Origin of the sequence: Nocardia goodfellowii (assembly GCF_017875645.1) — a bacterium.
GTDB lineage: Bacteria > Actinomycetota > Actinomycetes > Mycobacteriales > Mycobacteriaceae > Nocardia > Nocardia goodfellowii.
Genome location: NZ_JAGGMR010000001.1, coordinates 5,933,371 through 5,955,656 on the forward strand (window position 1 = coordinate 5,933,371; position 22,286 = coordinate 5,955,656).

24 protein-coding genes are annotated in these 22,286 nt (G+C 67.7%); 15 read left to right on the forward strand and 9 right to left on the reverse strand.

The window, feature by feature from the left end; translation table 11 throughout:
* Positions 1-147: 147 nt before the first annotated feature.
* The 3 genes from BJ987_RS27360 to BJ987_RS27370 are packed head-to-tail and all read left to right on the forward strand — an operon-like array spanning position 148 to position 2,718.
* Entirely contained in the window at positions 148-780 is a 633-nt protein-coding gene (locus BJ987_RS27360; RefSeq protein ID WP_209895586.1) for a TetR/AcrR family transcriptional regulator, read from the forward strand.
* Between the two features lie 49 nt (positions 781-829).
* Positions 830-1,924 carry a mechanosensitive ion channel family protein gene (locus BJ987_RS27365; protein WP_209895588.1) on the forward strand — a complete coding sequence of 365 codons (1,095 nt, stop codon included), beginning with the start codon at positions 830-832 and terminating at the stop codon, positions 1,922-1,924.
* Complete coding sequence (locus tag BJ987_RS27370) at positions 1,921-2,718, forward strand: SDR family oxidoreductase (protein ID WP_209895589.1); 798 nt, start codon at positions 1,921-1,923, stop codon at positions 2,716-2,718. Before BJ987_RS27365 ends, BJ987_RS27370 begins: the two co-directional genes overlap by 4 nt.
* 12 nt (positions 2,719-2,730) lie before the next feature.
* On the opposite strand, the gene BJ987_RS27375 is transcribed toward BJ987_RS27370, so the two are convergent.
* Together BJ987_RS27375 and BJ987_RS27380 are read right to left on the reverse strand one after the other, a co-directional pair.
* Positions 2,731-3,780, reverse strand: a complete 1,050-nt coding sequence (locus BJ987_RS27375) for a protein kinase family protein (RefSeq protein WP_209895591.1) — start codon at positions 3,778-3,780, stop codon at positions 2,731-2,733.
* 45 nt (positions 3,781-3,825) lie between these two features.
* On the reverse strand, positions 3,826-4,266 hold the full coding sequence (locus BJ987_RS27380) for a YybH family protein (RefSeq protein ID WP_209895593.1): 441 nt from the start codon (positions 4,264-4,266) through the stop codon (positions 3,826-3,828).
* Between the two features lie 134 nt (positions 4,267-4,400).
* Between BJ987_RS27380 and sigJ the strand changes: the two genes are divergently transcribed.
* A complete protein-coding gene (gene sigJ, locus BJ987_RS27385; RefSeq protein ID WP_209895595.1) occupies positions 4,401-5,324 on the forward strand; it encodes an RNA polymerase sigma factor SigJ in 924 nt (307 codons plus the stop codon).
* A gap of 75 nt (positions 5,325-5,399) precedes the next feature.
* Complete coding sequence (locus tag BJ987_RS27390) at positions 5,400-6,200, forward strand: alpha/beta hydrolase family protein (protein WP_209895597.1); 801 nt, start codon at positions 5,400-5,402, stop codon at positions 6,198-6,200.
* 6 nt (positions 6,201-6,206) lie between these two features.
* Here BJ987_RS27390 and BJ987_RS27395 read toward each other — a convergent pair whose 3' ends face one another.
* On the reverse strand, positions 6,207-6,866 hold the full coding sequence (locus tag BJ987_RS27395; RefSeq protein ID WP_209895599.1) for a molybdopterin-dependent oxidoreductase: 660 nt from the start codon (positions 6,864-6,866) through the stop codon (positions 6,207-6,209).
* A gap of 115 nt (positions 6,867-6,981) precedes the next feature.
* Positions 6,982-7,566 (reverse strand): helix-turn-helix domain-containing protein, encoded by a 585-nt coding sequence (locus BJ987_RS27400; RefSeq protein ID WP_209895601.1) that lies wholly within the window; start codon positions 7,564-7,566, stop codon positions 6,982-6,984.
* A gap of 66 nt (positions 7,567-7,632) precedes the next feature.
* On the opposite strand from BJ987_RS27400, the gene BJ987_RS27405 reads away from it, so the two are divergent.
* Complete coding sequence (locus BJ987_RS27405) at positions 7,633-8,115, forward strand: DinB family protein (protein ID WP_209895603.1); 483 nt, start codon at positions 7,633-7,635, stop codon at positions 8,113-8,115.
* Between the two features lie 16 nt (positions 8,116-8,131).
* On the opposite strand, the gene BJ987_RS27410 is transcribed toward BJ987_RS27405, so the two are convergent.
* Entirely contained in the window at positions 8,132-8,710 is a 579-nt protein-coding gene (locus BJ987_RS27410) for an ABC transporter permease (protein WP_209895605.1), read from the reverse strand.
* 96 nt (positions 8,711-8,806) lie between these two features.
* Entirely contained in the window at positions 8,807-9,046 is a 240-nt protein-coding gene (locus BJ987_RS27415; RefSeq protein WP_245366152.1) for a hypothetical protein, read from the reverse strand.
* A gap of 345 nt (positions 9,047-9,391) precedes the next feature.
* On the opposite strand from BJ987_RS27415, the gene BJ987_RS27420 reads away from it, so the two are divergent.
* The 3 genes from BJ987_RS27420 to BJ987_RS27430 are packed head-to-tail and all read left to right on the forward strand — an operon-like array spanning position 9,392 to position 13,137.
* Positions 9,392-11,164 (forward strand): ABC transporter substrate-binding protein, encoded by a 1,773-nt coding sequence (locus tag BJ987_RS27420; RefSeq protein ID WP_209895609.1) that lies wholly within the window; start codon positions 9,392-9,394, stop codon positions 11,162-11,164.
* 12 nt (positions 11,165-11,176) lie between these two features.
* Positions 11,177-12,610 carry a pentapeptide repeat-containing protein gene (locus tag BJ987_RS27425; protein ID WP_209895611.1) on the forward strand — a complete coding sequence of 478 codons (1,434 nt, stop codon included), beginning with the start codon at positions 11,177-11,179 and terminating at the stop codon, positions 12,608-12,610.
* Between the two features lie 14 nt (positions 12,611-12,624).
* Positions 12,625-13,137 (forward strand): DUF3558 family protein, encoded by a 513-nt coding sequence (locus BJ987_RS27430; RefSeq protein WP_209895613.1) that lies wholly within the window; start codon positions 12,625-12,627, stop codon positions 13,135-13,137.
* Between the two features lie 35 nt (positions 13,138-13,172).
* On the opposite strand, the gene BJ987_RS27435 is transcribed toward BJ987_RS27430, so the two are convergent.
* A complete protein-coding gene (locus BJ987_RS27435; RefSeq protein WP_209895615.1) occupies positions 13,173-14,687 on the reverse strand; it encodes a sugar transferase in 1,515 nt (504 codons plus the stop codon).
* A 492-nt stretch (positions 14,688-15,179) separates the two neighbouring features.
* Between BJ987_RS27435 and BJ987_RS27440 the strand changes: the two genes are divergently transcribed.
* From BJ987_RS27440 to BJ987_RS27455, 4 genes are read left to right on the forward strand one after another with little or no spacing between them, the layout of a single operon-like run.
* The gene (locus tag BJ987_RS27440) at positions 15,180-16,475 is read left to right on the forward strand and encodes a class I SAM-dependent methyltransferase (RefSeq protein WP_209895617.1); all 1,296 of its coding nucleotides are present in this window, start codon (positions 15,180-15,182) and stop codon (positions 16,473-16,475) included.
* Positions 16,472-17,248 carry a glycosyltransferase family protein gene (locus BJ987_RS27445; RefSeq protein WP_209895619.1) on the forward strand — a complete coding sequence of 259 codons (777 nt, stop codon included), beginning with the start codon at positions 16,472-16,474 and terminating at the stop codon, positions 17,246-17,248. The genes BJ987_RS27440 and BJ987_RS27445 overlap by 4 nt, the downstream gene beginning before the upstream one ends.
* Positions 17,245-17,895: a PIG-L deacetylase family protein gene (locus BJ987_RS27450; RefSeq protein WP_209895626.1), complete on the forward strand. Its 651-nt coding sequence runs from the start codon at positions 17,245-17,247 to the stop codon at positions 17,893-17,895. Before BJ987_RS27445 ends, BJ987_RS27450 begins: the two co-directional genes overlap by 4 nt.
* Positions 17,896-18,930, forward strand: a complete 1,035-nt coding sequence (locus BJ987_RS27455) for an NAD-dependent epimerase/dehydratase family protein (protein ID WP_209895627.1) — start codon at positions 17,896-17,898, stop codon at positions 18,928-18,930.
* On the opposite strand, the gene BJ987_RS27460 is transcribed toward BJ987_RS27455, so the two are convergent.
* On the reverse strand, positions 18,908-19,468 hold the full coding sequence (locus BJ987_RS27460; protein WP_209895628.1) for a dTDP-4-dehydrorhamnose 3,5-epimerase family protein: 561 nt from the start codon (positions 19,466-19,468) through the stop codon (positions 18,908-18,910). The genes BJ987_RS27455 and BJ987_RS27460 overlap by 23 nt on opposite strands.
* A 34-nt stretch (positions 19,469-19,502) precedes the next feature.
* Between BJ987_RS27460 and BJ987_RS27465 the strand changes: the two genes are divergently transcribed.
* On the forward strand, positions 19,503-20,588 hold the full coding sequence (locus BJ987_RS27465; RefSeq protein ID WP_209899164.1) for a class I SAM-dependent methyltransferase: 1,086 nt from the start codon (positions 19,503-19,505) through the stop codon (positions 20,586-20,588).
* 205 nt (positions 20,589-20,793) lie between these two features.
* On the forward strand, positions 20,794-21,387 hold the full coding sequence (locus BJ987_RS27470) for an MspA family porin (protein WP_245366154.1): 594 nt from the start codon (positions 20,794-20,796) through the stop codon (positions 21,385-21,387).
* A 68-nt stretch (positions 21,388-21,455) separates the two neighbouring features.
* On the opposite strand, the gene BJ987_RS27475 is transcribed toward BJ987_RS27470, so the two are convergent.
* Positions 21,456-22,286: a glycosyltransferase family 2 protein gene (locus tag BJ987_RS27475; protein WP_209895630.1), complete on the reverse strand. Its 831-nt coding sequence runs from the start codon at positions 22,284-22,286 to the stop codon at positions 21,456-21,458.

Below are 22,286 nucleotides of genomic sequence, written 5' to 3' on the forward strand. Positions count from 1 at the left end.
CGAAGTATTCGAGGACGACGCGGCCGGCCAAGACCGCAGGGCCGGGTGAACACTTTCGAAGAACATCGGCAACCTCACTTAATACGACGGCAGTCGCACTAAGGTATCGTCGAAGGCCCGTCCCGTCAAGCAATCGGATTACCGACGATGAGTTCCCAGCCCGCTCCCGCGGCCCGCCGCCCCGGTGGCCGAACCGCCCGCATCCGAGCCCAAGTACTGGAAGCGGCCAGCGCGGAGTTGACCGAACGCGGCTACGACGCGCTCAACATCGACGCCGTCGCCGCCCGCGCGGGCGTGCATCGCGCCACGGTCTACCGCCGCTGGCGCGACGTCGGCGGGCTGCTCGCCGACGTCTTCGACGCGGCCGCCCAGCAGTCGTGGCAGCCCCGCGAAACCGGCACGCTGCGTGGCGATCTGGCGGCACTCAATCACGAGATCCAGGACTCACTGAGCGAGGAGTCGTCGATCGCGGTGGCGCTGATCGCGGTCTCGTTCCGCTCCGAGGAAGCCGCGCGAGCCCTGCGGCGATTGTGGGAAGACCGATACGCCCAGTCCGAGATCATCGTGCAGCGTGCGATTCAGCGCGCGGAACTCGCGCCGAACGTCGACGCCCGCGCTCTGCTCATCGCCGCCACCGCCCCGCTCTATCACCAGTTGGTACTGCTCCGCACCCCGCCGGACCCGCGCCTGCCGGACCGCGCGGCCGTCAGCGCCGCGCTCGCGGCGGAGGCGGGAGCCTTCGAGTCCTCGGCGACCTCCCTCTCCGTTACCGAAATGTAGCCTGGCGTTGGAGAGATCAAGATGACTGCGTGGCAAGGAGTTCGCGACTGTGGAGGAAGTACTGCGACCCCTGATAGTTCTCGGCGGGACGGTCGGAGCGACCGTGCTGGCCGGGCTGTTGATCGATCGCATTCTCCGATATAGCTCGGAAAGACGTCCGGGTACCCGCCTGCCGAGTCTGCTGCGCCGGATCCAGCTGCCGCTCCAGGTGCTGCTGGGTTCGGCCGCGCTGCACGGCACTTTCCCCTTGGCGGAGTTGGACTTCGAGCAGGAGCAGGTGATCCGGAACCTGTTCGCCGCGGTGGCGATCATGTCCGCGGCGTGGCTCGCGGTCCGGGTGGCCGACGCGCTGGCCGAGAACACGCTGCACCGCTACGCCGTGCGGACGGCGGACACCTCACGGGTACGCCAGCTGAATACGCAACTCGCGCTGGTCCGCCGCATCGTGACCGCGATCCTGGCGCTGAGTACGGCGGCGGTGGCGATGCTGCTGTTGTTCCCCGATCTGCGCACGCTGGGCACCTCGCTGCTGGCGTCGGCGGGTGTCATCGGCGTCATCGCCGGTGTGGCGGCCCAGTCGACGCTGGGCAACCTCATCGCGGGTCTGCAGATCGCGTTCGGCGATTCGGTGAAGATCGGCGACACCGTGGTGGTCGAGGGGGAATGGGGGACGGTGGAGGAGATCACGCTCGCCTTCCTCACCGTGCGGATCTGGGATGACCGCCGGCTGACGATGCCGGTCTCCTACTTCAACAGCAAACCGTACGAGAACTGGTCCAGAGGTGGGCCGCAGATCACCGGCACGGTGTTCCTGCATCTCGATCACAGCGCGCCGGTGGCGGAACTGCGCGAGCACCTGCACGACTACCTGCGCGAACGCCCGGATTGGGACGGCCGCAGCTGGAATCTCCTGGTGACCGACAGCACGCCGACCAACATCATCGTGCGCGCCTCCATGTCGGCCCGCAATGCCGACGACGTGTGGACACTGCGGTGCGCGGTCCGCGAGGAACTCGTCGGCTGGCTCGGCCGTGAGCATCCGTACGCGCTGCCGAAGATTCCCACCGGCCTCGCGCCGACCGCGGACAACCTGATTCCGGCGATGTCCGGTTCCGCCTATGGATTCCGCGACTCCTCGGAATGAGGCAGGGCCGGCACCGCGCCGTGAGCCACTACCCTCGATCCGTGTCCACCTCGAAGATCGTTCTCGTCACCGGCGCCGGCAGTGGTCTCGGTCGCGCCATCGCCCTCGCCCTGGCCGCCGCCGGTCACCAGGTCGTCGCCAGCGGGCGCACCGCCGCGACGCTCGACGACACCGTTGCCGCCACCACCGGGCCGGGCACGGTGACGGCGGTGCCGTCCGATGTCACCGACCCCGATGCCGTCACCGCGCTGTTCGAGCGGATCACCGAGCAGTGGGGCCGGTTGGACGTGCTCGTCAACAACGCGGGCATTTTCGGTCCGTCCGCACCGATCGATGAAGTGGCGGTGCGGGATTGGCGGCAGGTGATCGACACCAATCTCACCGGCTCGTTCCTGTGTGCGCAGGCCGCGTTCCGGTTGATGAAGAATCAGCGGCCCCGGGGCGGCCGGATCATCAACAACGGATCGATCTCCGCGCACACCCCGCGGCCGCACACGGTGGGCTATGCCGCCAGCAAGCACGCGATCACCGGTCTCACCAAAGCGCTCGCCCTCGAGGGCCGTTCCTACGACATCGCGGCAGGTCAGATCGATATCGGCAACGCGGCGACCGAACTCACCGCCGGAATCGCCGCGGGCGCGCTGCAAGCCGACGGCTCCGTCCGGCCGGAACCGACCATGGCCGCCGATGACGTCGCGCGCCTTGTGGTGCAAACCGTCGACCTGCCGCTGACCACGAATGTCCCGTTCCTGACCGTCATGGCCACGGGTATGCCGTATCTCGGTCGCGGCTGACCGGACCCTCGTTCATTCGATGAGCTGCCTGGCGAATCGATCTGCGCGCGGGAGGCTTTCGAGCCCGGGCCAGCGGGTGCGCATGCGTTCGCCCATGCTCGCCACCAGGCGGCTCAGCTCCGGTAGTTCGCCGCTTTCCGCGGTCATCCGCCCGACCACCCGGAGCCGGTGCAGCAGCCGCTGCCGGGCGGTGGCGGTGCCCCACTCCCAGTCGCGTCGCGCGAGTTCGGCGAGGTGGTCGATGGTTCGCCGCCGCGCCCGCTCGACGAGGGCGTCGCCACGCAGCAGCCAACCGGCGCACGCGTCGGTGAGATCACCGGTGACCTCGGTGCCGGTGGTGTCGCGCCACGTCGTGCGATAGGCGTTCTCCGCCGCTGTCAGCAGCGCCGGAGCCGGTGCGGTGGCACACCAGCAGGTCGGGAAACCGATGTGCAGGTAGGCCAGTTCCATCAGGCCGTTGCCCAGGGCAGCCTGTTCGAAGTCGATGAACCGCACACCCGTTGCGGTGTGCAGGTCGTTGCCGGGACACGGATCACCGTGCAGCAGCGCCCGATGCTCATTCCGGGCCAGGCGTTCGACCAAACCCTCGAGTTCGGCGCGCACGCCCGGCGGGATCGTCGCCTCGAGCGTGTGCGCGAGCTGGAGGAACGAGTCGACGTCCTGGGCGGCCGGTCCGGACCAGACCGGAAGATCGGCCGCCACGCCGTCGCTCGCGGCGGCATGGAGCCGGGCCAGCGCAGTCGCGTATTCGATCAACCAATCACCTTGCGGCTCTTGGTGTTCCACGTACTCCAGCACGAGCATCCGCGCTCGCGGATCGGTGCCGAGCAGCGCGGGCACCACCGGTGGATCGACCCGGGCCGCGGTCCGCAACGCGGCGACCTCGCGGGCATACCCGTCGGCGGCGTCCCGGCCGCCGACCAGCTGCTTGATCACCACCGGCGTCCCGGCCAGTTCAGCCCGCCAAACCCGCGACCGCGGACTGCTGTCCACGCCGCGGATGTCCTCGGGCACACCCAGTGCAGCGCTCAGCTCCGACCCGAACTGCAATGGCGGCTCCATGGCGCGATCCTGCCACGCGCGCGAAATCGCCGCAGTCGACACTGGTCAGGCCGATTGGTCCTTGTCCGAGGCCAGCCAGACCTGCATGTTCCGCGGGTCGATCGGAATCGAGACGTGCTCGTGCGTGATCAGCCATCGCCCGTTCGCCCGGCGCAGGCAGGTGGTCTCCCGCACCCAGATCGACGCCTGCAGGCCGCCTTTCCGAACGCCGGAATCCAGATGCAGCATGTTCGCGAACGCCAGGTCGCCACTGTTCAGCAGGGTGCGGTCGTGCGTTTCCAGGCTGATCGAACCTTCGTAACCGTCGAACCAGCGCAGAAAATTCCGGCGCACTTCCTCGGTGCCCGAAAACCGTAGCGGGGGAACGACATCGTAGTAGACGACCTCGGGATCGTAGTGCGCCATGAGCCGGTCGATATCCTTCGACTGCTGCGCCTCGGCGCGGTGCTCCAGGAATTCCCGGAGTTCGGCATCGTGGGTAGTCATGTGTCCTCCATTCGGCGTGGTTCGGTAGTCCGACGACGCCGGCCGCCGGAATGTGAGGTGAGCGCGGGCACATCACAATTCGGTCGGCTGTTTCGTCGTATCGGTATGTGCGATGACGGAGGATCGGCGACATCATGACGACCGAACACGTGGTGCCGGACGGTGCGCTCGATCCGGGCCTGGACGCGATCATGAGCGAGCGCCGCCAGCTGATCAACCTGGCGTATCGGCTGCTCGGTTCCCTCGCCGACGCCGAGGACGTGGTGCAGGAGACCTACGCCCGCTGGTACGCCATGTCCCGGGAACAGCAACGGACCATAGCCACCCCCGGCGGCTGGCTGACGAAAGTCGCCAGCCGGATCTGCCTCGATCTGCTCGGCTCGGCGCGCGTGCGACGGGAACGCTATGTGGGCGAATGGGTTCCAGAACCGCTGCCCGAACGCGACGAGTGGGACGCGCGACCCGGCGCCGACCCCGCCGACCGGGTCACCCTGGACGAGTCGGTCAATATGGCGTTTCTCGTCGTGCTCGAATCGATGACTCCGGCCGAGCGCGTAGCATTCATCCTGCACGACATCTTCCGCTACCCGTTCCCGGAAGTGGCCGATATCGTCGGCCGCAGCCCGGCCGCCTGCCGCCAGCTCGCCACCTCCGCCCGCCGCCGGGTCGGCGCGGCCCGGCCGCCCGCGCCGCCGACGGCCCAGCAGGCGCGTGTCGTCCGGGATTTCAAACAGGCTTGGGAAGCCAACGACATCAACGCGCTCATCGAACTCCTCGATCCCGACGCCACCGGAATCGCCGACGGCGGCGGACTGGCCAACGCCGCGCCGCACCCGATCGAAGGCGGCGAACAGATCGCTCGCTACCTCGTCGCCTTCGCCGGCAAGCTGACCGGTGCGACGATCTTGGAGCGCATGGTCAACGGCCAGCCCGGCTTGATCGTCCAGCTGGCCGGGATCACCACGTCGGTCGTCGCGTTCGACATCGCGGGCGACCGGATCACTAGTATCTGGGCCGTCCGCAACCCCGAGAAGCTCCGCCGATGGACGCTCGGGTAGCGCGGCGCGATCCTCGGGTTTCACCCTCAGCAGAAGTAGCTGCCCAGCGCCGGCCGCAGCTCCTACCATCCGAGCATGAAACCGATCACCGGCACCGCCGCAGGCGTCCCTTACACCGCGCTACCGCCCGAGGGAGTCGATGGTGCCGCTCCCCTCTTGGTGGCGTGGCACATGCTCGACGCCCCGCGTTCGGACGCGGCGTTCGCGGCCGCGCTGCCGCTGGCCGGAATGCCGGTTTGGCGGGTGTACCTGGGGATGCCGCTCTGTGGTGCGCGAATGGTGAACGGCAGCATGGACGCCGGACTCGAGCTCGTCCGGCGTGATTCGCTGCGCGCCTACACCGAATGGATGATCACCGAGGCGGCCGACGAATTCCCAGCCGCTTTGGCGGCGCTGCGGGAGCAGTTGCCGCTTGTCGACGCACCGATCAGCATCCTCGGCGGATCGCTGGGTGGCGGGGTGGCGTTGCTGACGCTCGCGCGCGGGGAGGTGCCGGTGCGGAGCGCGGCGCTGGTGAATCCGGCGGTCCGGGCACGGTCGGTGGTCGGCCTCATCGAGGAGTTCACCGGTAGTCCTTACGCGTGGGACGCGGACGCGCACGCGGTCGCCGATCGTCTGGACTTCGTCGCCCGCGCCGGGGAAATCGGTGACCGCACAGCGTTGTTGGTGGTCAGCGGGGAGCTGGACCATCCGCGATTCCGGGCCGACGCCGAAGAACTGGTCGCGGCACTGCGCGCGCGGGGCGCCGACGCCGCCGTCACGACGGTGCCCGGGCTCGGACACCCGCTTGCCGAGGAGCCCGGTATCGAGCCTGCCCCGCAGTTGCCGATCGCCAAGACCGTGGACGACATCCTCACCTCGTGGTTCACCAAGTAGGCCGGCTCAGCGCGGGCGGCTGCCCCGGGCGCTGAGCGCGCGAATCGGTGCGATCAACGACCGATAGACCGGGCGCACCACCCGGCCGGGGAGGTGGCGGTGCCGTTCTTCCTCCCAGACTCGCGCCCGGGGATGCGACGCGAGGGGTGACCAGCGGTCGGTGATCGGGGGTTCGGTGGTGTGAAACCCGATGCGGCACAGGTGCTTTGTGTTGATGAAGCCGTACTGGCTGGGACTCACCAGTCGCACCGGGGCCCCGTGGTCGCCGTCGAGTGGTTGCCCGTCGAGGCGGTCGGCGAGGAGAACGTCGTCGGCCAAGGCATCCGCCAGCACGACGATCGATTGGAAGCCGTCGAGACCTTCGAAGGTCACATGACTGACCGGCGCGGTCAGCAGCGGTTCCACCCGGGTGCGGTAGAAAGTCGCGAAAGGCGTTCCCTCCCAGAGCAGTCCGGTGGCCGACCAGCCAGCGACACAGTGGAAGTCGGCTCGCAGCTCACGGCGCGGCAGCGCCGCGAGGTCGGCCACGGACAAGGTGCCGGGCTCGGTCAGCGCGCCGCCGATGTCGATGACCGGGTCGGCGGGAACGGCCGGGGGCGGGTGATGCAGGTGGGTGCCGAAGCGCGGAAATCCTTCGACAGCGCGTTGCCCGGGGGGAAGTGTCATGCCGATCCTCCTGTTATACGGTACCGTATAAGAAGGGACCCTACGCCGCGCCCGGCGGGTCCGGAAGAGTTCGAGACACGGTGTGGTGCAAGCCATCTCGCGGGTATCGAGCAGTTCAGTCCGTGCCGCGGCCGGGGTGGACGTGCGCACGCGTCCCGTGCAGTCCGAACAGAATGAGCAACTCGACCGCGCCGCCGTCGGCGCTGCCCAGCCAGTGCGGCAACGAGGTGTCGAATTCGGCCGCCTCACCCGCCGACAGGGTCAGGTCGCGTTCACCCAATACCAGGCGCAGACGGCCGTTGAGCACATACAGCCATTCCATACCCTCGTGGGTCTGCGGCGTGGGTTCGAGCGGTTCCGGCCGCGCCGGAATGATCATCTTGAAGGCCTGGGTACCGCCGGGGCGGCGGGACAGCGGAATGAAGACCATCCCGTACCGGTGGATCGGCTTCAGGTGAATCCGAGGGTCACCGGTGCGCGGCGCGCCCACCAGGTCGTCCAGCGGGACGTTATAGGTGCGCGCCAGCGGCAGCAGCAATTCCAGGCTGGCCCGGCGCTGCCCGCTCTCCAGACGCGACAGGGTGCTCTCCGACACCCCGGTCGTCGCCGCGAGGTCGGCGAGGGTGATGCCGCGTTCGCGGCGCAGGGCGCGCAAACGCGGGCCCACCGAGTCGAGCACGTTCTCCGTATCGGCGTCCATGCGCCCATCTTGCCGGAACCGCAAGATTTTGTGCCCGATGCCAGGGTGCTCGGCAAGGCTGGAGGCATGACGACCTCCCGTCACCACGACACCCCGCCGCCCCGCACCGGATCCAGCGAAATCCAAGTCCTCCGTGGCTTTCTCGACTATTTGCGAACCTCGATCGCCGCGAAAATCGACGGCGCTCCGGACCCCCAGGCCCGCACCGCCGCGGTCCCCTCCGGCACGAACCTGCTAGGCCTGCTCACGCACCTGACCCACGTCGAGCGCGCAATGTTCCTCGGAGACACCGTCACCGACTGGCAGGCAACGTTCCACGCCGCCCCCACAGCCACCGTGCCCGAAGTCGTCGCCCGCTACCGCGAAACAGTCAGCCACGCCAACAAAGTCCTCGACCGATACACCGACCCCTCCGCCCCACTCCCCCACCCCACCCGCCACACCCCCACGCTCCGCTGGGCCCTCACCCACATGATCGAGGAAACCGGCCGCCACGCCGGCCACGCCGACATCCTCCGCGAACTGATCGACGGGACAACCGGCCGCTGACTACTCGCAGGCGCCTCTAAGCCGTATCACCCGACGTAACCGAAGGATCGGGTGTGGCGTGCGCGGTGGTCCGGCGCGGCTCCAGCAGGGCGGCAACGAGATAGCCACCGCCGCCGATCAGGGCAAGCGCCCAATAGAGGGTTGCGCCGTCCAGAAATAAAGCGGCCGAGGACATTACGGCCAGCCAGGCACCGAGGGCGTACTGCAGCGAGTCGCGGTAGGCGAGTCCGCCGCCGAGATAGATCATTCCGACGACGAGGCCCGCTCCGGTCGGCCACAGCAGGGTTTGCACCTCGGGCTCGTTCAGTGCCGTGCTCAGCGCTTCGATGACGAGGGACAGCGCGCCGAAACCGATCAGCCACGCGGCGGCGAGCAGCTTGCCGGTCAGGGCCTCGCGGCCGCGGGCGCCGCGCTGGGCCCGGACCGCGCCGATGCCGGTGATGATCAGCGCGGCCAGCAGTCCACCGAACAACAGCACGGCCGCTACCGTGGCGGGCACCGGTGGATCATCGCCGTAGGTCAGCGCGAACGCGCCGTAGCCGAGCAGCCAGGCCAGGCCGAAACTGGAGTACGAGGGTCGATTGTTCTGGGTCATGGGTCCTCCTCGGTGATGAGAAAAGTAGAACCCGGACGACCCCCGGCCCTCCATGGGCGACCGTCTCGAACCCATGTCCCAGCGTCTCGGCAGCGGCTACTGCGCATCCACCGCCAGCATGCCGAAGCGGCTGACATTTGCGTGGTTGTGCCCGTCCTCGCTGGTGATCACGACCTCGGTCGGGTTGGTCAGTGCGATACAACAGTAGTTATCACCGTCTGGCTGCACACTCATCGACAGCAGCCGGCGGCCGTTGGCGTGCTGCCACTCCTCCATGCTGTCGTACAACCCTCGCATGGACGGGTTTTCGAAGTAGATCAGATTGCGCTTGTTCATCTCCGACATGAGACCGGTCTCCGTTCGTCTCGCAGGGATCTGCGAAATGCCCCGTGGGAGCCGCGGTAAACCGTTGCGAATACGGCACCGGAACACTGCGATTCGGCAGCGGCGGGTTTCGGATGCCGTTACGGCGACGATGATGCGTGCAGTGGGAAATTATGGTTTCCTGCACGAGGGGCGGATGCCTGGACGAATATGTTTGTGCGCGTTGATTTTACCTCGTGCGCGCGACTGCCGCGGTGGCACTGTGGTGGTATCGGTGGGGGGAACCACCGCAAGGAAGGTTGATGGGGCGATGATCGAGATTTCGCGGACTGTGCCGCGCAACGAAGAGGGGCCACGATGAACGCCACGGACGCCGCGGCCGTGTTCAAGCAGGACCTGCGCAGCCTGGTTGTCGAGGCCACCGCGGCCGGTGGGATCGATCAGGCACGTCTGGCCGAGAGCGCGCATGTCGACCCGAATGTCCTGACGCGCGCCATCACCGTCGGCTACCCCTTGCCTACCGTGGAATCGACTCGCGCGATCGTGACGGCGTGCCTGGCCCTCACTCGCCCCGGCCTGATGGGTGAGCAACTGGACGCCGAGCTGTCCGGCTGGGAACAGAGACTCCATCCAAGCCCGGACGGGCAACCCCCCGACCAGCAGCAGCCGCGCCCGTGGTGGGGCCCGGTCTGGGCCCGAATACGCCGGTATCCACGCGTGGGCGTCGCCATCGCGGTCACCGTCGCCGTCGCGCTGGCCGCAGTGGTCATCTTCTGGCCTGAACCCGAATCTCCCTGTGTCACCGCGGGATTGAGTCTGCAAGACGGTGAGTGCATCGGCGTCACCGACGGTGCGTTCACCGGTTTCGACGAAGCGTCCCAGCCGGTGGTGGAACAGATCGCCCGCCAGAACGCCGAAGTCGGCGAAAACTACGTCACCGTGGCGATTTTCGGCCCGCTGTCGCAACCACCCGCCCCCGAGCAGCCGGGCTTCCGGCCCGGACAGCTGGACAGCAACCAAGCCAAACAAATGCTCATCGGCGCCGCGACCGCCCAGGCGCGGCTCAATACCAGCCGGGTGATCGGCGACCCGCAACCGCGCATCCGGTTGCTGCTGGCCAATCCGGGCAGTTATCAGACCCGCTGGTCCGATCCGATCCAGGAGTTGATCGACACTCGCGGCGATTCCGACCAGCGGCGGCGCGTGGTGGCCGTGGTGGCGCTGGGCACCAGTGTCGTCCCCACCCGTGACGCGGCCAAGAAGCTCTCCGAGGCCAAGATTCCCATCGTCGGCGCGATCACCACCGCCGACGACCTGAACTACACCAATACCCCCGGCATGCTGCGGGCCACCCCGACCACCAGCGACTACGTCGCCGCGCTGGCCAGGCACTTGACCGCGCACCCACCGGCCGGACCCGCGATGGTGGTGTGGGATCAGAACTCCGAAGACCGCGGCGACCTCTACACCGGCGCACTGCAGAAAGCCTTCCGCGACCAACTCGGCGGCTGGATCGGCGATCTGCCCGACCAAGCCTTCGTCGGCGCCACCCTGCCCGGGGACACCTGGCCGCAGATATTCGACGCCGTCACGATCAATATCTGTCAGTCGGGGGCCGCGGTCATCCTCTACGCGGGCCGGGTCACCGACCTCCCGGCGTTCCTGGAATCCCTCAAGGCTCGGCGGGGCTGTCGTGATCGACCACTGACGATCATGAGCGGAGTCGCGGCCTTGACCGTCATCGACCGCGGCGATCACGAGGAACTGCGCAAGGCCGGGCTCTCCATCGTCTACGCCGGGGTCACCGACCCGCACACGTGGCCGCACGGCCAGGGCAATCCGCCCGAAGGCTGGCCGCCCTATGCCGAGGCGCTCACCGCCGGCGGCTACCGGGTCACCGAGGCCGATGGCTACACCTGCCTGACCCATGACGCCTTGCTCACCGCCACCCGGGCGATCCGCCTCGCCTCACCCAACCGCGTCCCCCAGTCCACCGATGTGATCAGCCAGTTGCGAAATATCAACGGGGCCTACACGATCCCCGGGTGCAGCGGCACCCTGTCATTCACCACGACGAGCAACGGAGCACCCCTGGGCACATCGATCCAGATCGTCTCCATTCCCCGTTAGCCAGGGCGAGCGATGTTCGGCAGGGTAGCCAAGACGGCGACTACGGCGCAGGGGCGAATCAGCAAGAGCAACAAGGTGATCCGGCGATGGGCGGAACGCTTCGGTCTGCTGCCGGCGGTCCTGTGCGCGCTGGTGGCGGGGATCTTCATCGCGTACGTGGCCTACCAGGTGGTGGCCCGGTACACCCCGACCAATCAGGCGGCGGCCGCGCCGATCGACATCACCAAGGTCGCGCTGACCATCGTCGCCGGAGTCGGCGGTGTGGTGGCGTTGGTGATCGCCTATCGCCGCCAGCGTGATGCCGAGCAGAGCCGGTTCGTCGAGCGCTTCGGCGCGGCGGCGGCCCAGCTCGGCGCCACCGACGCCGCGGTGCGCATCGCCGGGGTGTACGCGATGGCCGGCGCGGCCGACGAGGCCGACGGCTTACGCCGGCAGCAATGCATCGATGTGCTCTGCGGCTACCTGCGCCTGCCCTACAGTCCGGAACTCGGCGGCAACCATCAGACCAAGCACGTGCGCAAGCGGGCCACGGGTGCGGAGGCCGGCGAGGACGAGGACCATTTCGAATACCGGCAGAACGACCGCGAAGTCCGGGCGACCATCATTCGGGTGATCGCCGATCACCTGCGGCCGGAGGCCGAATACAGTTGGTCGGCAAGCCATTTCGACTTCCGCACGGCCTACCTGGAGGACGTCGACCTCAGCCGGGCGATATTCTCCGGCACCGCCCGATTCGACGCCGCGACATTCAACGGCGACGCGGGGTTCGACCGCGCCGCCTTCCATGGCGACGCCGGTTTCGACGGCACCACCTTCACCGGCGCGGCCTGGTTCCGGGAAGCGCACTTCCGCGCTGCCGCCGCGTTCGGCAAAGCCTTGTTCAGCGGCACCGCCGGCTTCGACAAGGCGACCTTCGGGGGCGCCGCCTGGTTCGGCAGGGCGACTTTCGGCGCCGACGCCTGGTTCGGCGAAGCGAGCTTCGGCGGCACCGCCCGGTTCGGCGGCGCGACCTTCGGCGGCGACGCGGGGTTCGGCGGCGCGACCATCAGCGGGGATACCTGGTTCGACAAAGCGGTGTTCCACGGCGACGCGGGGTTCGGCGGCGCGACCTTCGGCGGCGCCGCCCGGTTCGACGAAGCGACCTTCCGCGGGGACGCCGGGTTCGGCGGCGCGACCTTCGGGGGCGCCGCCCGGTTCGGCGAGGCGACCTTCCGCGGGGATGCCTGGTTCAACTCGGCGAAGTTCCGGGGCGCGGCCGTGTTCGCCGGGTTCGCCTTCCAGGGTCGAACCAGCTTCGTGGCGGCCGACTTCGGCTCGGAGCCGGTCGAATTCACCGAGCCGCGGCAGTGGGGCCCGCCGCCACCGGAGTTCGACTGGGGTGCGGACGGCACCGGGAAACCGGCCAACGTGGAACCGCGGCGCTGGCCGCCCGAGGTACGCCCCTAAGGACAGGAGCGAAGGTGCGGAAGAGATTCACATCACTACTGATCGCAGTGCTGACCCTCGGAATCGGCGGGTGCGCCACCATTCCGGGCCATCCCGTGGCGCAGCACCCGCCCGCACTGCTCACTTGGCCGTGGGACCCCTGCACCGAGCTCACCCCCGACGTCGTTCGCCGAATGGGTGTGGACCCGGACACCGAAACTCCCACTGCGACAGGGCGAGACGACTCACGATACTGCGCCTGGCGTGAATCGACGTCGGAGCAGTCGAACCGGTTGGGCGTCCAATCCACCACGTTCTCATTCCGGGAACTCGAGGGCCTCAACACCGGAACCATCGAGATCACCGTGGGAGATCGTCCGGCGCTCCAGGAAAAATTGACCGCTAGCGACTGCAAGATCATCCTCCCGGTCGGCGCCAGGACGGTGTTCGTGTCAGCTTTCGACGGCGTCGCGGACTCGCACCCGTCCGACGCGTGTACCCGCGCACTGACCGCCGCGAAGATCCTGACAACCGTTCTGCCGCGCTGAACCCACCAGAACGACAGCCCGCGGCGTCTGAATGATCAGTACGCTCCCTCCCCCTTCGCGACCGCGCCGATCGTCCGGGCGATGAGCAGCAGATCCAGCACCATCGACCAGTTCTCGACATAGGACAGGTCCAGCCGGATCGCGTCCGCCGGGCTCAGGTCGGACCGACCGCTGACCTGCCACAGTCCGGTGATGCCGGGCTTCACCAGTAATCTGCGGCGGATCTCCGCGTCGTAGGTGTCGACCTCACGCTGAACTTGCGGGCGCGGCCCGACGACGCTCATGTCCCCGCGCAGCACATTCAGGAACTGCGGCAGCTCGTCCAGACTGAACTTGCGGATCACCCGGCCGAGCGGGGTGATCCGTGGGTCTTCCTTCAGCTTCCAGGTCAGCGGGTTGCCGCCGTGCTGCTCGATGAGTGCCGCGGCCTCGCGCTCGGCTCCGACGTACATGCTGCGGAACTTGATCATCTGGAAGGGCTTGCCGCCCCGGCCGATTCGCTCCGACAGATAGAACACCGGACCCGCGCTGGTCAGCTTCACCAGCGAGGCGATGACGAGCAGCGCCGGGGCGATGGCCAGGAGCACGCCGCCCGCGAAGCAGAGGTCGAACACCGCCTTGCCGGTCGACTTGGCGCGGTCGTATTGCGGTTTGGCGATGTGCAGCATCGGCATGCCCGCGACGAGCCGGTTGGTGAGCCGGGTGCCGGCGATGTCGACGACGCCGGGGGTGACGATGAGTTCGACCCCGAGCGGATCGAGTTCCCATGCCATCCGCCGCAATTCGACGGGACCGAGGTAGTCGGTGGCGGTGACCGCTACGGTGTCGGCACGGCTGTGCCGCACCGCTTGCAGCACCGATCGGTCGTCCCCGACCACCGAGAAGTTCCGGCCGGAGGCCGCGAGTTCGTATTCGGTGGTGGAGGCCGGGCCGTCCGGGATGCACACGCCGACAACGCGATAGCCGGACGCTGGATCCTCGGAGAACGCGGCCGCCATGGCCTTCGCGGCTTCCGGCGAACCGACCACCAGCACGGAGGCGAGATACTCCCCGGATTCCCGCCGCCGCCGGCGTGCGTGCACCCGCCAGCCCAGCCGGCTGAGCATCAACCCGAACAAGCCGAGCGGCAGCGCGATTGCCAGATATCCGCGGGCGAATTCGACATGCATGATCAGCGACACGATCGCGATCAGCCCGAACAGCCGCAGCGTCGCCGACACCAACCGCCGGTATTCCTCGGTGCCGCTCCCGACCACCTGCGGCGATCGGGTGTTGCCGCTGGCCAGAAACACCATCCAGGCCAGCGCCAGCAGCACCGAAACCACGGTGTAGCCGACTTCGTAGGGCATCGACCAGGCCAGCGGCTCGGCGGCCGGACGACCGAAGCGGATGAGCTGCGCCAAGCCGACGGCCGCGGCGATCACGGCGAAATCCGTTGCGCCTAAGCGCCTTACATATTCGGCCTGCCAGCGCTCGCGTTCCGAGCGTGGCACGACCCGAGAGCGTCTCGACAGCTCGAGATCGTCGTTGTCGGTGAGCTCGAAGCTCATTGAACACACACCTCCCCCTGGGAGAGAGAATTGGTCACCCCCGATCCGCATCGATCGGTCCCCACGGCAAGCATCGACCGCCTGGGGTGTTCGGTCATTCGGCGGCCAACCGGTAATTGTTACAGAACACAATCGGGTTCACCTGCGGATTGAACTGGGGCGCAGAGTGTTCCATGGAATAGCGGAAATTCGGCCGGTCGGTTTCTCTCGTGCAGGGAAATCGATGAGCACCGGAGATATGGCCTGGTGGCAGATCTTCGACGGTGCGCGGCGCGTCGGCAATAGGGTCACGATCGGCGGGGATTGAGGTAGCGGTCGGTATGCTACCGACCAGAAGCACCCCCAACTCGTCCGGAATCCGCTACTGCTCAGTTGATTTCGCCCCCGACACGCAGGGCGTTCGTTGTAACGTCTCACTGGATCGGGTCGAACTAACGGGCGTGCCGGCGATGCGCCGGGCGTAGAAACTTCTCCGGCGATGGTGGGTGCTGCATGCGTTGTCGACTGTGCGATTCCGAGCGGTTGTCGAGCGTTCTCGATCTCGGAGCCACACCGCCGTGTGAAAAATTCTTGACGGCGGCGGAACTCGATCTCCCCGAGCAGACCTACCCACTACACCTGCGCCTCTGCGCGGATTGCCTGTTATTGCAGATCCCCGCGCTGATCACGCCCGAGGAAACATTTACCGAGTACGCCTATTTCGCGTCGTATTCGGAAAGCTGGGTGCGGCATGCCGAGTCTTTCGTCGCGCAAGCCATCACGAAACTCGGACTCGACGCCGACTCCTTCGTGGTCGAGGCCGCCAGCAACGACGGCTATCTGCTGCGGCATATGGTGGCGGCCGGCGTTCCGTGTTTGGGCATCGAGCCCTCGGTGAACGTGGGCGCAGCCGCCCGCGCGGCGGGCGTGCCCACCGAAACCGCCTTCCTGGACGAGGATTCGGCCGCCAAGGTGCGCTACGCGCACGGCCCGGCGAATCTGGTGGTCGCCAACAATGTCTACGCCCACGTGCCCGACCTGCGCGGATTCACCCGGTCACTGCGCCTGCTGATGGCCGACGACGGCTGGCTCTCGATCGAGGTGCACCACGCCTACAACCTGATCCGGCTCGGGCAGTTCGACACCATCTATCACGAGCATTTCCAGTACTACACGGTGCTAGCGGCGCAGCGCGCGCTGGCGACCGCCGGCCTGACCGTCGTGGACGTGGAACTGCTGGGCACCCATGGCGGTTCGATCCGGCTCTGGGCGCGACCGGAAGCGGTGGCGGAACCCGCTTCGTCCGTCGAGGAAGTGCTCGGGATGGAGCGCGCCGCCGGGTTGCACTCGCCCGCAGGATATTCCGGCTTGGCGCCGCACGCCGAGCAGGTCCGGCAGGATGTGCTGCGCTTTCTGCTCGACATGCGCGCCGCGGGCAAACGAGTCGTGGGTTACGGCGCGCCCGGCAAGGGCAACACTCTGCTCAACTATTGCGGCATCCGGCCCGATCTGCTGGACTACACAGTTGACCGAAACCCTTACAAGCACGGCAAATTCACGCCCGGCACGCGGATTCCGATCCACCCGCCGGAGCGAATCGAAGCGGACCGGCCCGATGTGGTGCTGGTGTTGCCGTGGAATCTGGAAGCCGAGATCACCGCGCAGCTGCGGCACATCGGTGACTGGGGCGGCGAGCTCGTCTATCCGCTGCCCACCGTGCATCACGCGGACCTGTCGGTCGATGCGGACCAATCCACCGGTGCGGGGTCCACCGGACACACCCGATTCCCGGGGAGGGAACAGCGATGAAGGTAGTACTTTTCTGCGGCGGCTACGGCATGCGGATGCGCGACGGCTCCGACCTGATGCCCAAGCCTATGCAACTGGTCGGTCCGCGGCCACTGCTGTGGCATGTGATGCGCTACTACGCGCACTACGGGCACAAGGAGTTCATCCTGTGCCTGGGATACGGCGCCACCCACATCAAGAACTTCTTCCGCACCTACGACGAGTCGGTGTCCAACGATTTCGTCATCCGCGACGGCCAGGTGGAACTGCTGCGCGAGGACATCAGCGACTGGTCGATCACCTTTGTCGACACCGGCGTGGAATCGGCTATCGGCGAACGACTCCGGCGCGTGCGCACCTACCTCGACGGCGACGAGAAGTTCCTGGCCAACTACGCCGACGTGCTCACCGACGCGCCGCTGGACACGATGATCGACGCGTTCGAGGCCTCCGGCGCGGCCGCCTCGATGATGGTGGTGCCGCCGCAGCAGTCGTTCCACTGCGTGGACGTCACCCCGGCCGGTGAGGTCAAGGACATCATGCCGGTATCGCGAATGCCGTTGTGGGAGAACGGCGGCTACTTCGTGCTCACCCAGGAGGTGTTCGACCTGCTTCCCCCCGGCGGTGATCTCGTCGCCGACGCGTGCGGCGCGCTCGCGGGCCAGGGCCGACTGTTCGGTTACCAGCATCTCGGGTTCTGGAAGCCGGCCGACACCTTCAAGGAACGCGCCGAACTCGACGACGCCTACCGCACCGGTAAGCGGCCGTGGATGGTGTGGGAGCAGCACAGGTGATCGAACTGTCCGCCGCGCCCGTGGCGGAAATCGCGATTCTCGGCGCGCATTGCGACGATATCGCGATCGGCATGGGCGCGACGCTGCTCATCCTGGCCCGGCGCACGCCGGGCCTGCGGGTGCGCGCACTGGTGCTCTCCGGTGCGGGCACGCCGCGCGCGGAGGAGGAGTTGTCGGCGCTGCGGGCGTTCTGCCCCCACGCCGACCTCGGCTTGACGGTACTCGACATTCCCGATGGTCGCGCGCCGGCGCATTGGGACCGAATCAAGAACGCCCTCAATACCTTTCGCGGTCACACCGCACCCGATCTGGTGTTCGCACCGCACCGCGGCGACGCACACCAGGATCATCGGCTGCTCGCCGAGTTGGCGCCGACGGAGTTCCGGGATCAGCTGATCCTGGGCTACGAGATCCTCAAGTGGGAGACCGATACACCGCGCCCGACCGTCTTTCATCCGGTGCCGACCGAAGTCGCCGAAGAGAAGGCGCGGCTGCTGCACAAGCACTACCCGTCCCAGGCCGGCCGGGACTGGTTCGACGAGCAGGCCTTCACCGGGTTGTCCCGGTTGCGCGGGGTGCAGTGCCGTGCTCAGCACGCCGAAGCGTTCGTCCTGGAGAAAGCCGTTATCGCCTTGGGAGGCAACTGAATGCGGGTATTGGTCACCGGACACCAGGGGTACCTCGGCACGGTCATGGTCCCGGTGCTGCGCGCCGCCGGCCACGATGTGGTCGGGCTGGACACCGGGTATTTCGCGGAATGCGTGCTGGGCGAGTTGCCGGGCGATCCGCCCGGCCTCGCGGTCGACCTCCGCGATGTCACCGCGGAACAGCTGGCGGGTTTCGACGCCGTGATCCATCTGGCGGCGCTGTCCAACGATCCGCTGGGCGCGCTCGCACCGCGGATCACCTACGACATCAATCATCACGCCTCGGTGCGGCTGGCCGAGCTCGCGAAAGTGGCTGGCGTGCGACGGTTTCTCTACGCGTCGACCTGCTCGGTGTACGGGGCGGGCGGCGCGGAGCTGGTGGCCGAGGACGCCCCGCTGCGACCGCTGACGCCCTACGCCGAGAGCAAGGTACGGGTGGAAGACGATGTCGCGGCCCTGGCCGATGACAGCTTCTCCCCCGTATTCCTGCGCAACGCGACGGCTTTCGGATTCTCCCCCCGCCTGCGCGCCGACATCGTGCTGAACAACTTGGTCGGCTACGCGGTACTCACCGGCGAGGTGAAAGTTCTCTCCGACGGCACACCGTGGCGGCCGCTGGTGCACGCCGGGGATATCGCCTGGGCGTTCGCGGGCTGCCTCACCGCGCCGATCGAGGCGATCCACTGCCGGGCCTACAACATCGGGACCGAGGAGAACAACCTGACCGTCGCCCAGATCGCGCAAGCCGTCGTCGAGGCGGTGCCGGGATCACGACTGCTGATCACGGGCGAAAGCGGGCCGGACCCGCGCTCGTACCGGGTCGACTTCTCGGCCGCGCGCCGCGAACTCGGGTTCAAAGCCTGGTGGAGCGTGCCCGCGGGCGCGGCGCAGCTGTATCAGGAGTACACCACGCGCGGGCTCACCAGCGACGCCTTCTTCCATCGGTTCACCCGGCTCGCACATCTGGAGCGGCTGCGCGACAGTGGCGTGCTGGACGAGTCGATGCGCAGACTCACCCCCTCCACACGGTCCTGAGCAGATGCTCCCAGCTGCCTGCCGCGGCGTCGCGGGCCGAGACGATGCTCACCGGCATCGGCCACTCGATACCGAGTTCGGGGTCGTCGTAGGCGACGCCCAGGTCCTCGGCCGGCTCGTGCGCACGATCGATCCGGTAGCAGACATCGGCGTAGGCCGACAGCGCCTGAAAGCCGTGCAGGAAGCCGGGCGGCACGTAGAGGGTGTGGAAGTCGATGTCGTCGAGCCGGAACGCCTGCTGCCGGCCGAAAGTCGGCGAATGCGGACGGATGTCGACCAGGACATCGTGCACCGCGCCGTTGGCGCAGCGGACCAGTTTCGCCTCGCCGCGCCCGGCGCGCCCGTGCATACCGCGGACAACCCCACGCGCGGAACGGGATTGGGAATCCTGCAGGAAGCTCGCGGCAGTGCCGGGGGCGTCGAGATAGTCGTCGAAGATCTCGGCGTCGAAGGTTCGGGTGAACAGGCCGCGGTCATCGCGGTGGGGCTGCGGGATCAGCAGCAGCACATCCGCCAGATCGCATCGCTCGATACGCACCGCGTCATCGTCGCATGAGGAAGGGTCGACCGTGGTGATTGTGTGCCGGGGATGCGGGGGCAGCGTGCTGCGACCGGTGCTGGACTTGGGGAAAGTACCTGCGGCGGACCACTTTCCGCCCGCCGAGACCCCCGTCGAAGCGAGCGAGACAGCACACCCGCTGCGCATGGATGCGTGCGCGGATTGCGGGCTGGCGCAGCTGGCGGAGGACGACACCAGGGCCGAGGAACCGCGCGGGGTGGAGCCACTGGCGTTGCGGGAGCAGGCCGCGGACGCCGTGCGGCGGGTCGCCGGGCTGCTGCGCGGAAATACGGTGCGCGAGTTCGGAAGTCCGCACGGCGGAACCTGGGTGCCGCTCTTGCGCGCGCACCGGTTCAGCGAAGTGAGCGGAGTCGCGGACGTGGTGCTCGACTGCTTCGGCATCATGCATGAACCAGACCAGCGAGCGGCCTTCGCCGAACGGGCAGCCGCCACCGCTCCCGACGGCGTGCTGCTGCTCCAATACCACTCACTGGCCACAATCGTCGCGGCCGGACAGTGGAACGCGTTGCGGCACGGTCACTTCGCGTATTACTCGCTCGCGGTGCTGCGCCGGTTGCTGGCCGCGGCCGGGATGAGCGTGATCGCGGCTTGGCAGTTCGACCTGTACGGCGGAACCGTGCTGCTGGCCGCCGTACACGGCGACGCCGAACCCGATGCCGGCGTGCACACCGTCCTAGCCGCCGAGGCGCGGCACCTGGATATCGCCGCCGTGCGACGCCTGCAGCAGGTCACCGACGCGCATGCCGCGGCACTGCGCGGCTGGCTGGAAGCACAGTGCGTGCAAGGCCGCCGGGTCTACGCCTACGGCGCGGCTTCGCGCGCCGTAGCGCTGTTCAGCTTGGCGGGTGTGCACCACGGGCTGCTCACCGCGGTGGCCGACGCGTCCCCCGCCAAGCATGGCCGCCGCATGCCGGGCACCGATGTCCCGATCGTCGCACCGGCCGAACTGCTGTCGGCGCAACCGGATTCGATCCTGCTGACGCTACCCGACCTGCTACCGGAGGTCCGCGAGCGCTTTCCCGAACTCGCGGGCCGGTGGTACCTGGACGACCCGGACGGACCTCGGAAAGGAGGATGAACACCTCGAATTCGCTGCGCGGCAGCGGATTCGTCGCTCGCTCGGCTCAGATCTGTTGATATGACACCAACTATTTACTGCCACCCTGATGAAGCTGGATGATGGAATGTCGCCTCGCGCGCTCTACCGTCAGGCGTCATCGGGGCGCGGGGATACCAAGGGGATTCAGATGAGGGAAACCAAGCTCCGAGCTCGGAGTGTGCGTATGTTCACGTTGGCTTCGGTCCTGGTCACAGGATTGGCGCTCGGAACCGGATCGGCCACCGCGGCGATCGACAGCAGCAACAGTATCGTCGACCACAGTTCGCGTACGGTCGAGGCGATCCAATCCGATACTCGCATAGAGTTCGTGCCGCCGCTGGACGGAAACCCGTTGACCCGGGAGTGGTTCCACGACGGGGTGGCGGCCTACCGCATCACCGGGCCGGACGCCGACAAGTGGCGCGGCAAGATCACCATCGGCTATCAGGTCGGATTTCCGGCCACGCTGAACGGCAGGCTCCGGTTCGAGTACCGGACACCGGGCCTCGGCGTCGACCTCGGCAATGATTCGGTCCTCAAACTCGACGGCTTGATCCCGCGCGCGGGCATCGAGCTGGAGGTCGGATTCGGGCCCGGCATCAAGACCGTCGAGGTGGCCAGCGGCGAGGCGTCCGGGTCGGAGGGATTCCTGCGGCTCGGCTCGTTCCACGGCACGGTCACCGGTGTACTGGGCACGACCAATATCCGCCCGTTCGTGGCGGTGGTCAGCTCCAGCGGCGACACCGTGATCACCTACGGGCGGCTCTGGACCCTCTGATCCCGGCCGAAGCGCGCCGTCGCCCGGATCTCAGCGGAGGTCCGGGCGATTTCGTGTCGTCGCGGCGCTCAATCACCGGGCCGAGCGCCGCCGGCCCCGAGGGTGCGGACCCGCAAACGGTGCAGGGCCTGACGGGCCAGCCGGGCATCGCCGGTCAGGACGTCACCGCGGGACACGAGTTCGGGATAGTCACCCGCCAGCCGGTGATGGAACCGCAGCATGTCGGTCAGCTTGCTCACCGTCGACGTCTGGCTGCACAGATTGAACGACGAATTGCGCCACGCGGCAAGGATTTCGGTCATTCCGAAGAAGACACCGAAGGAGGCGACGCGGGCGAACAGATCCACGTCCATCGGGAAGACCAGATCACCGCGCAGACCACCGACCTTGTCGAAATGCGAGCGGTAGAACATGCCCGCGGCGGTGGGACCGAAATCGGCGGGCCCCCGGCGCACGATGGCACGGGCCAGCGCCCGCGGCGATTGCCGGCCCAGCAGTCCGGGCAGCCCGAGCTCGGTTTCCAAGAGCTCCCCCGCCTCGTCGATCACCTCGAAGCGACTGGAGCAGATGGCGATCGACGGGTCGGACATGACTTCGAGTTGAGCGGCCAGGGCGCCGGGGCGCAAAACGTCGTCGGCGCAGACCACCTTGACCAGCTCACCGCGGGACGCCCGGATCGCGGTGTTCCAGTTGTCCCCGATCGGCAGCACGGTCTCGTTGCGCAGCACCCGGATTCGGGGATCGTCGAACGAGTGCGCCAGCTCACCGGTCTCATCGGTACTGGCATTGTCGAGCACCAGCAATTCGAAATCGGCATCCTGGTCGAGCACGGTGCGCAGTGTCGTCGCCAAGGTGCGCCCGGCGTTGTAGGCCGGGACGACCACGGACAGCGTTGACAT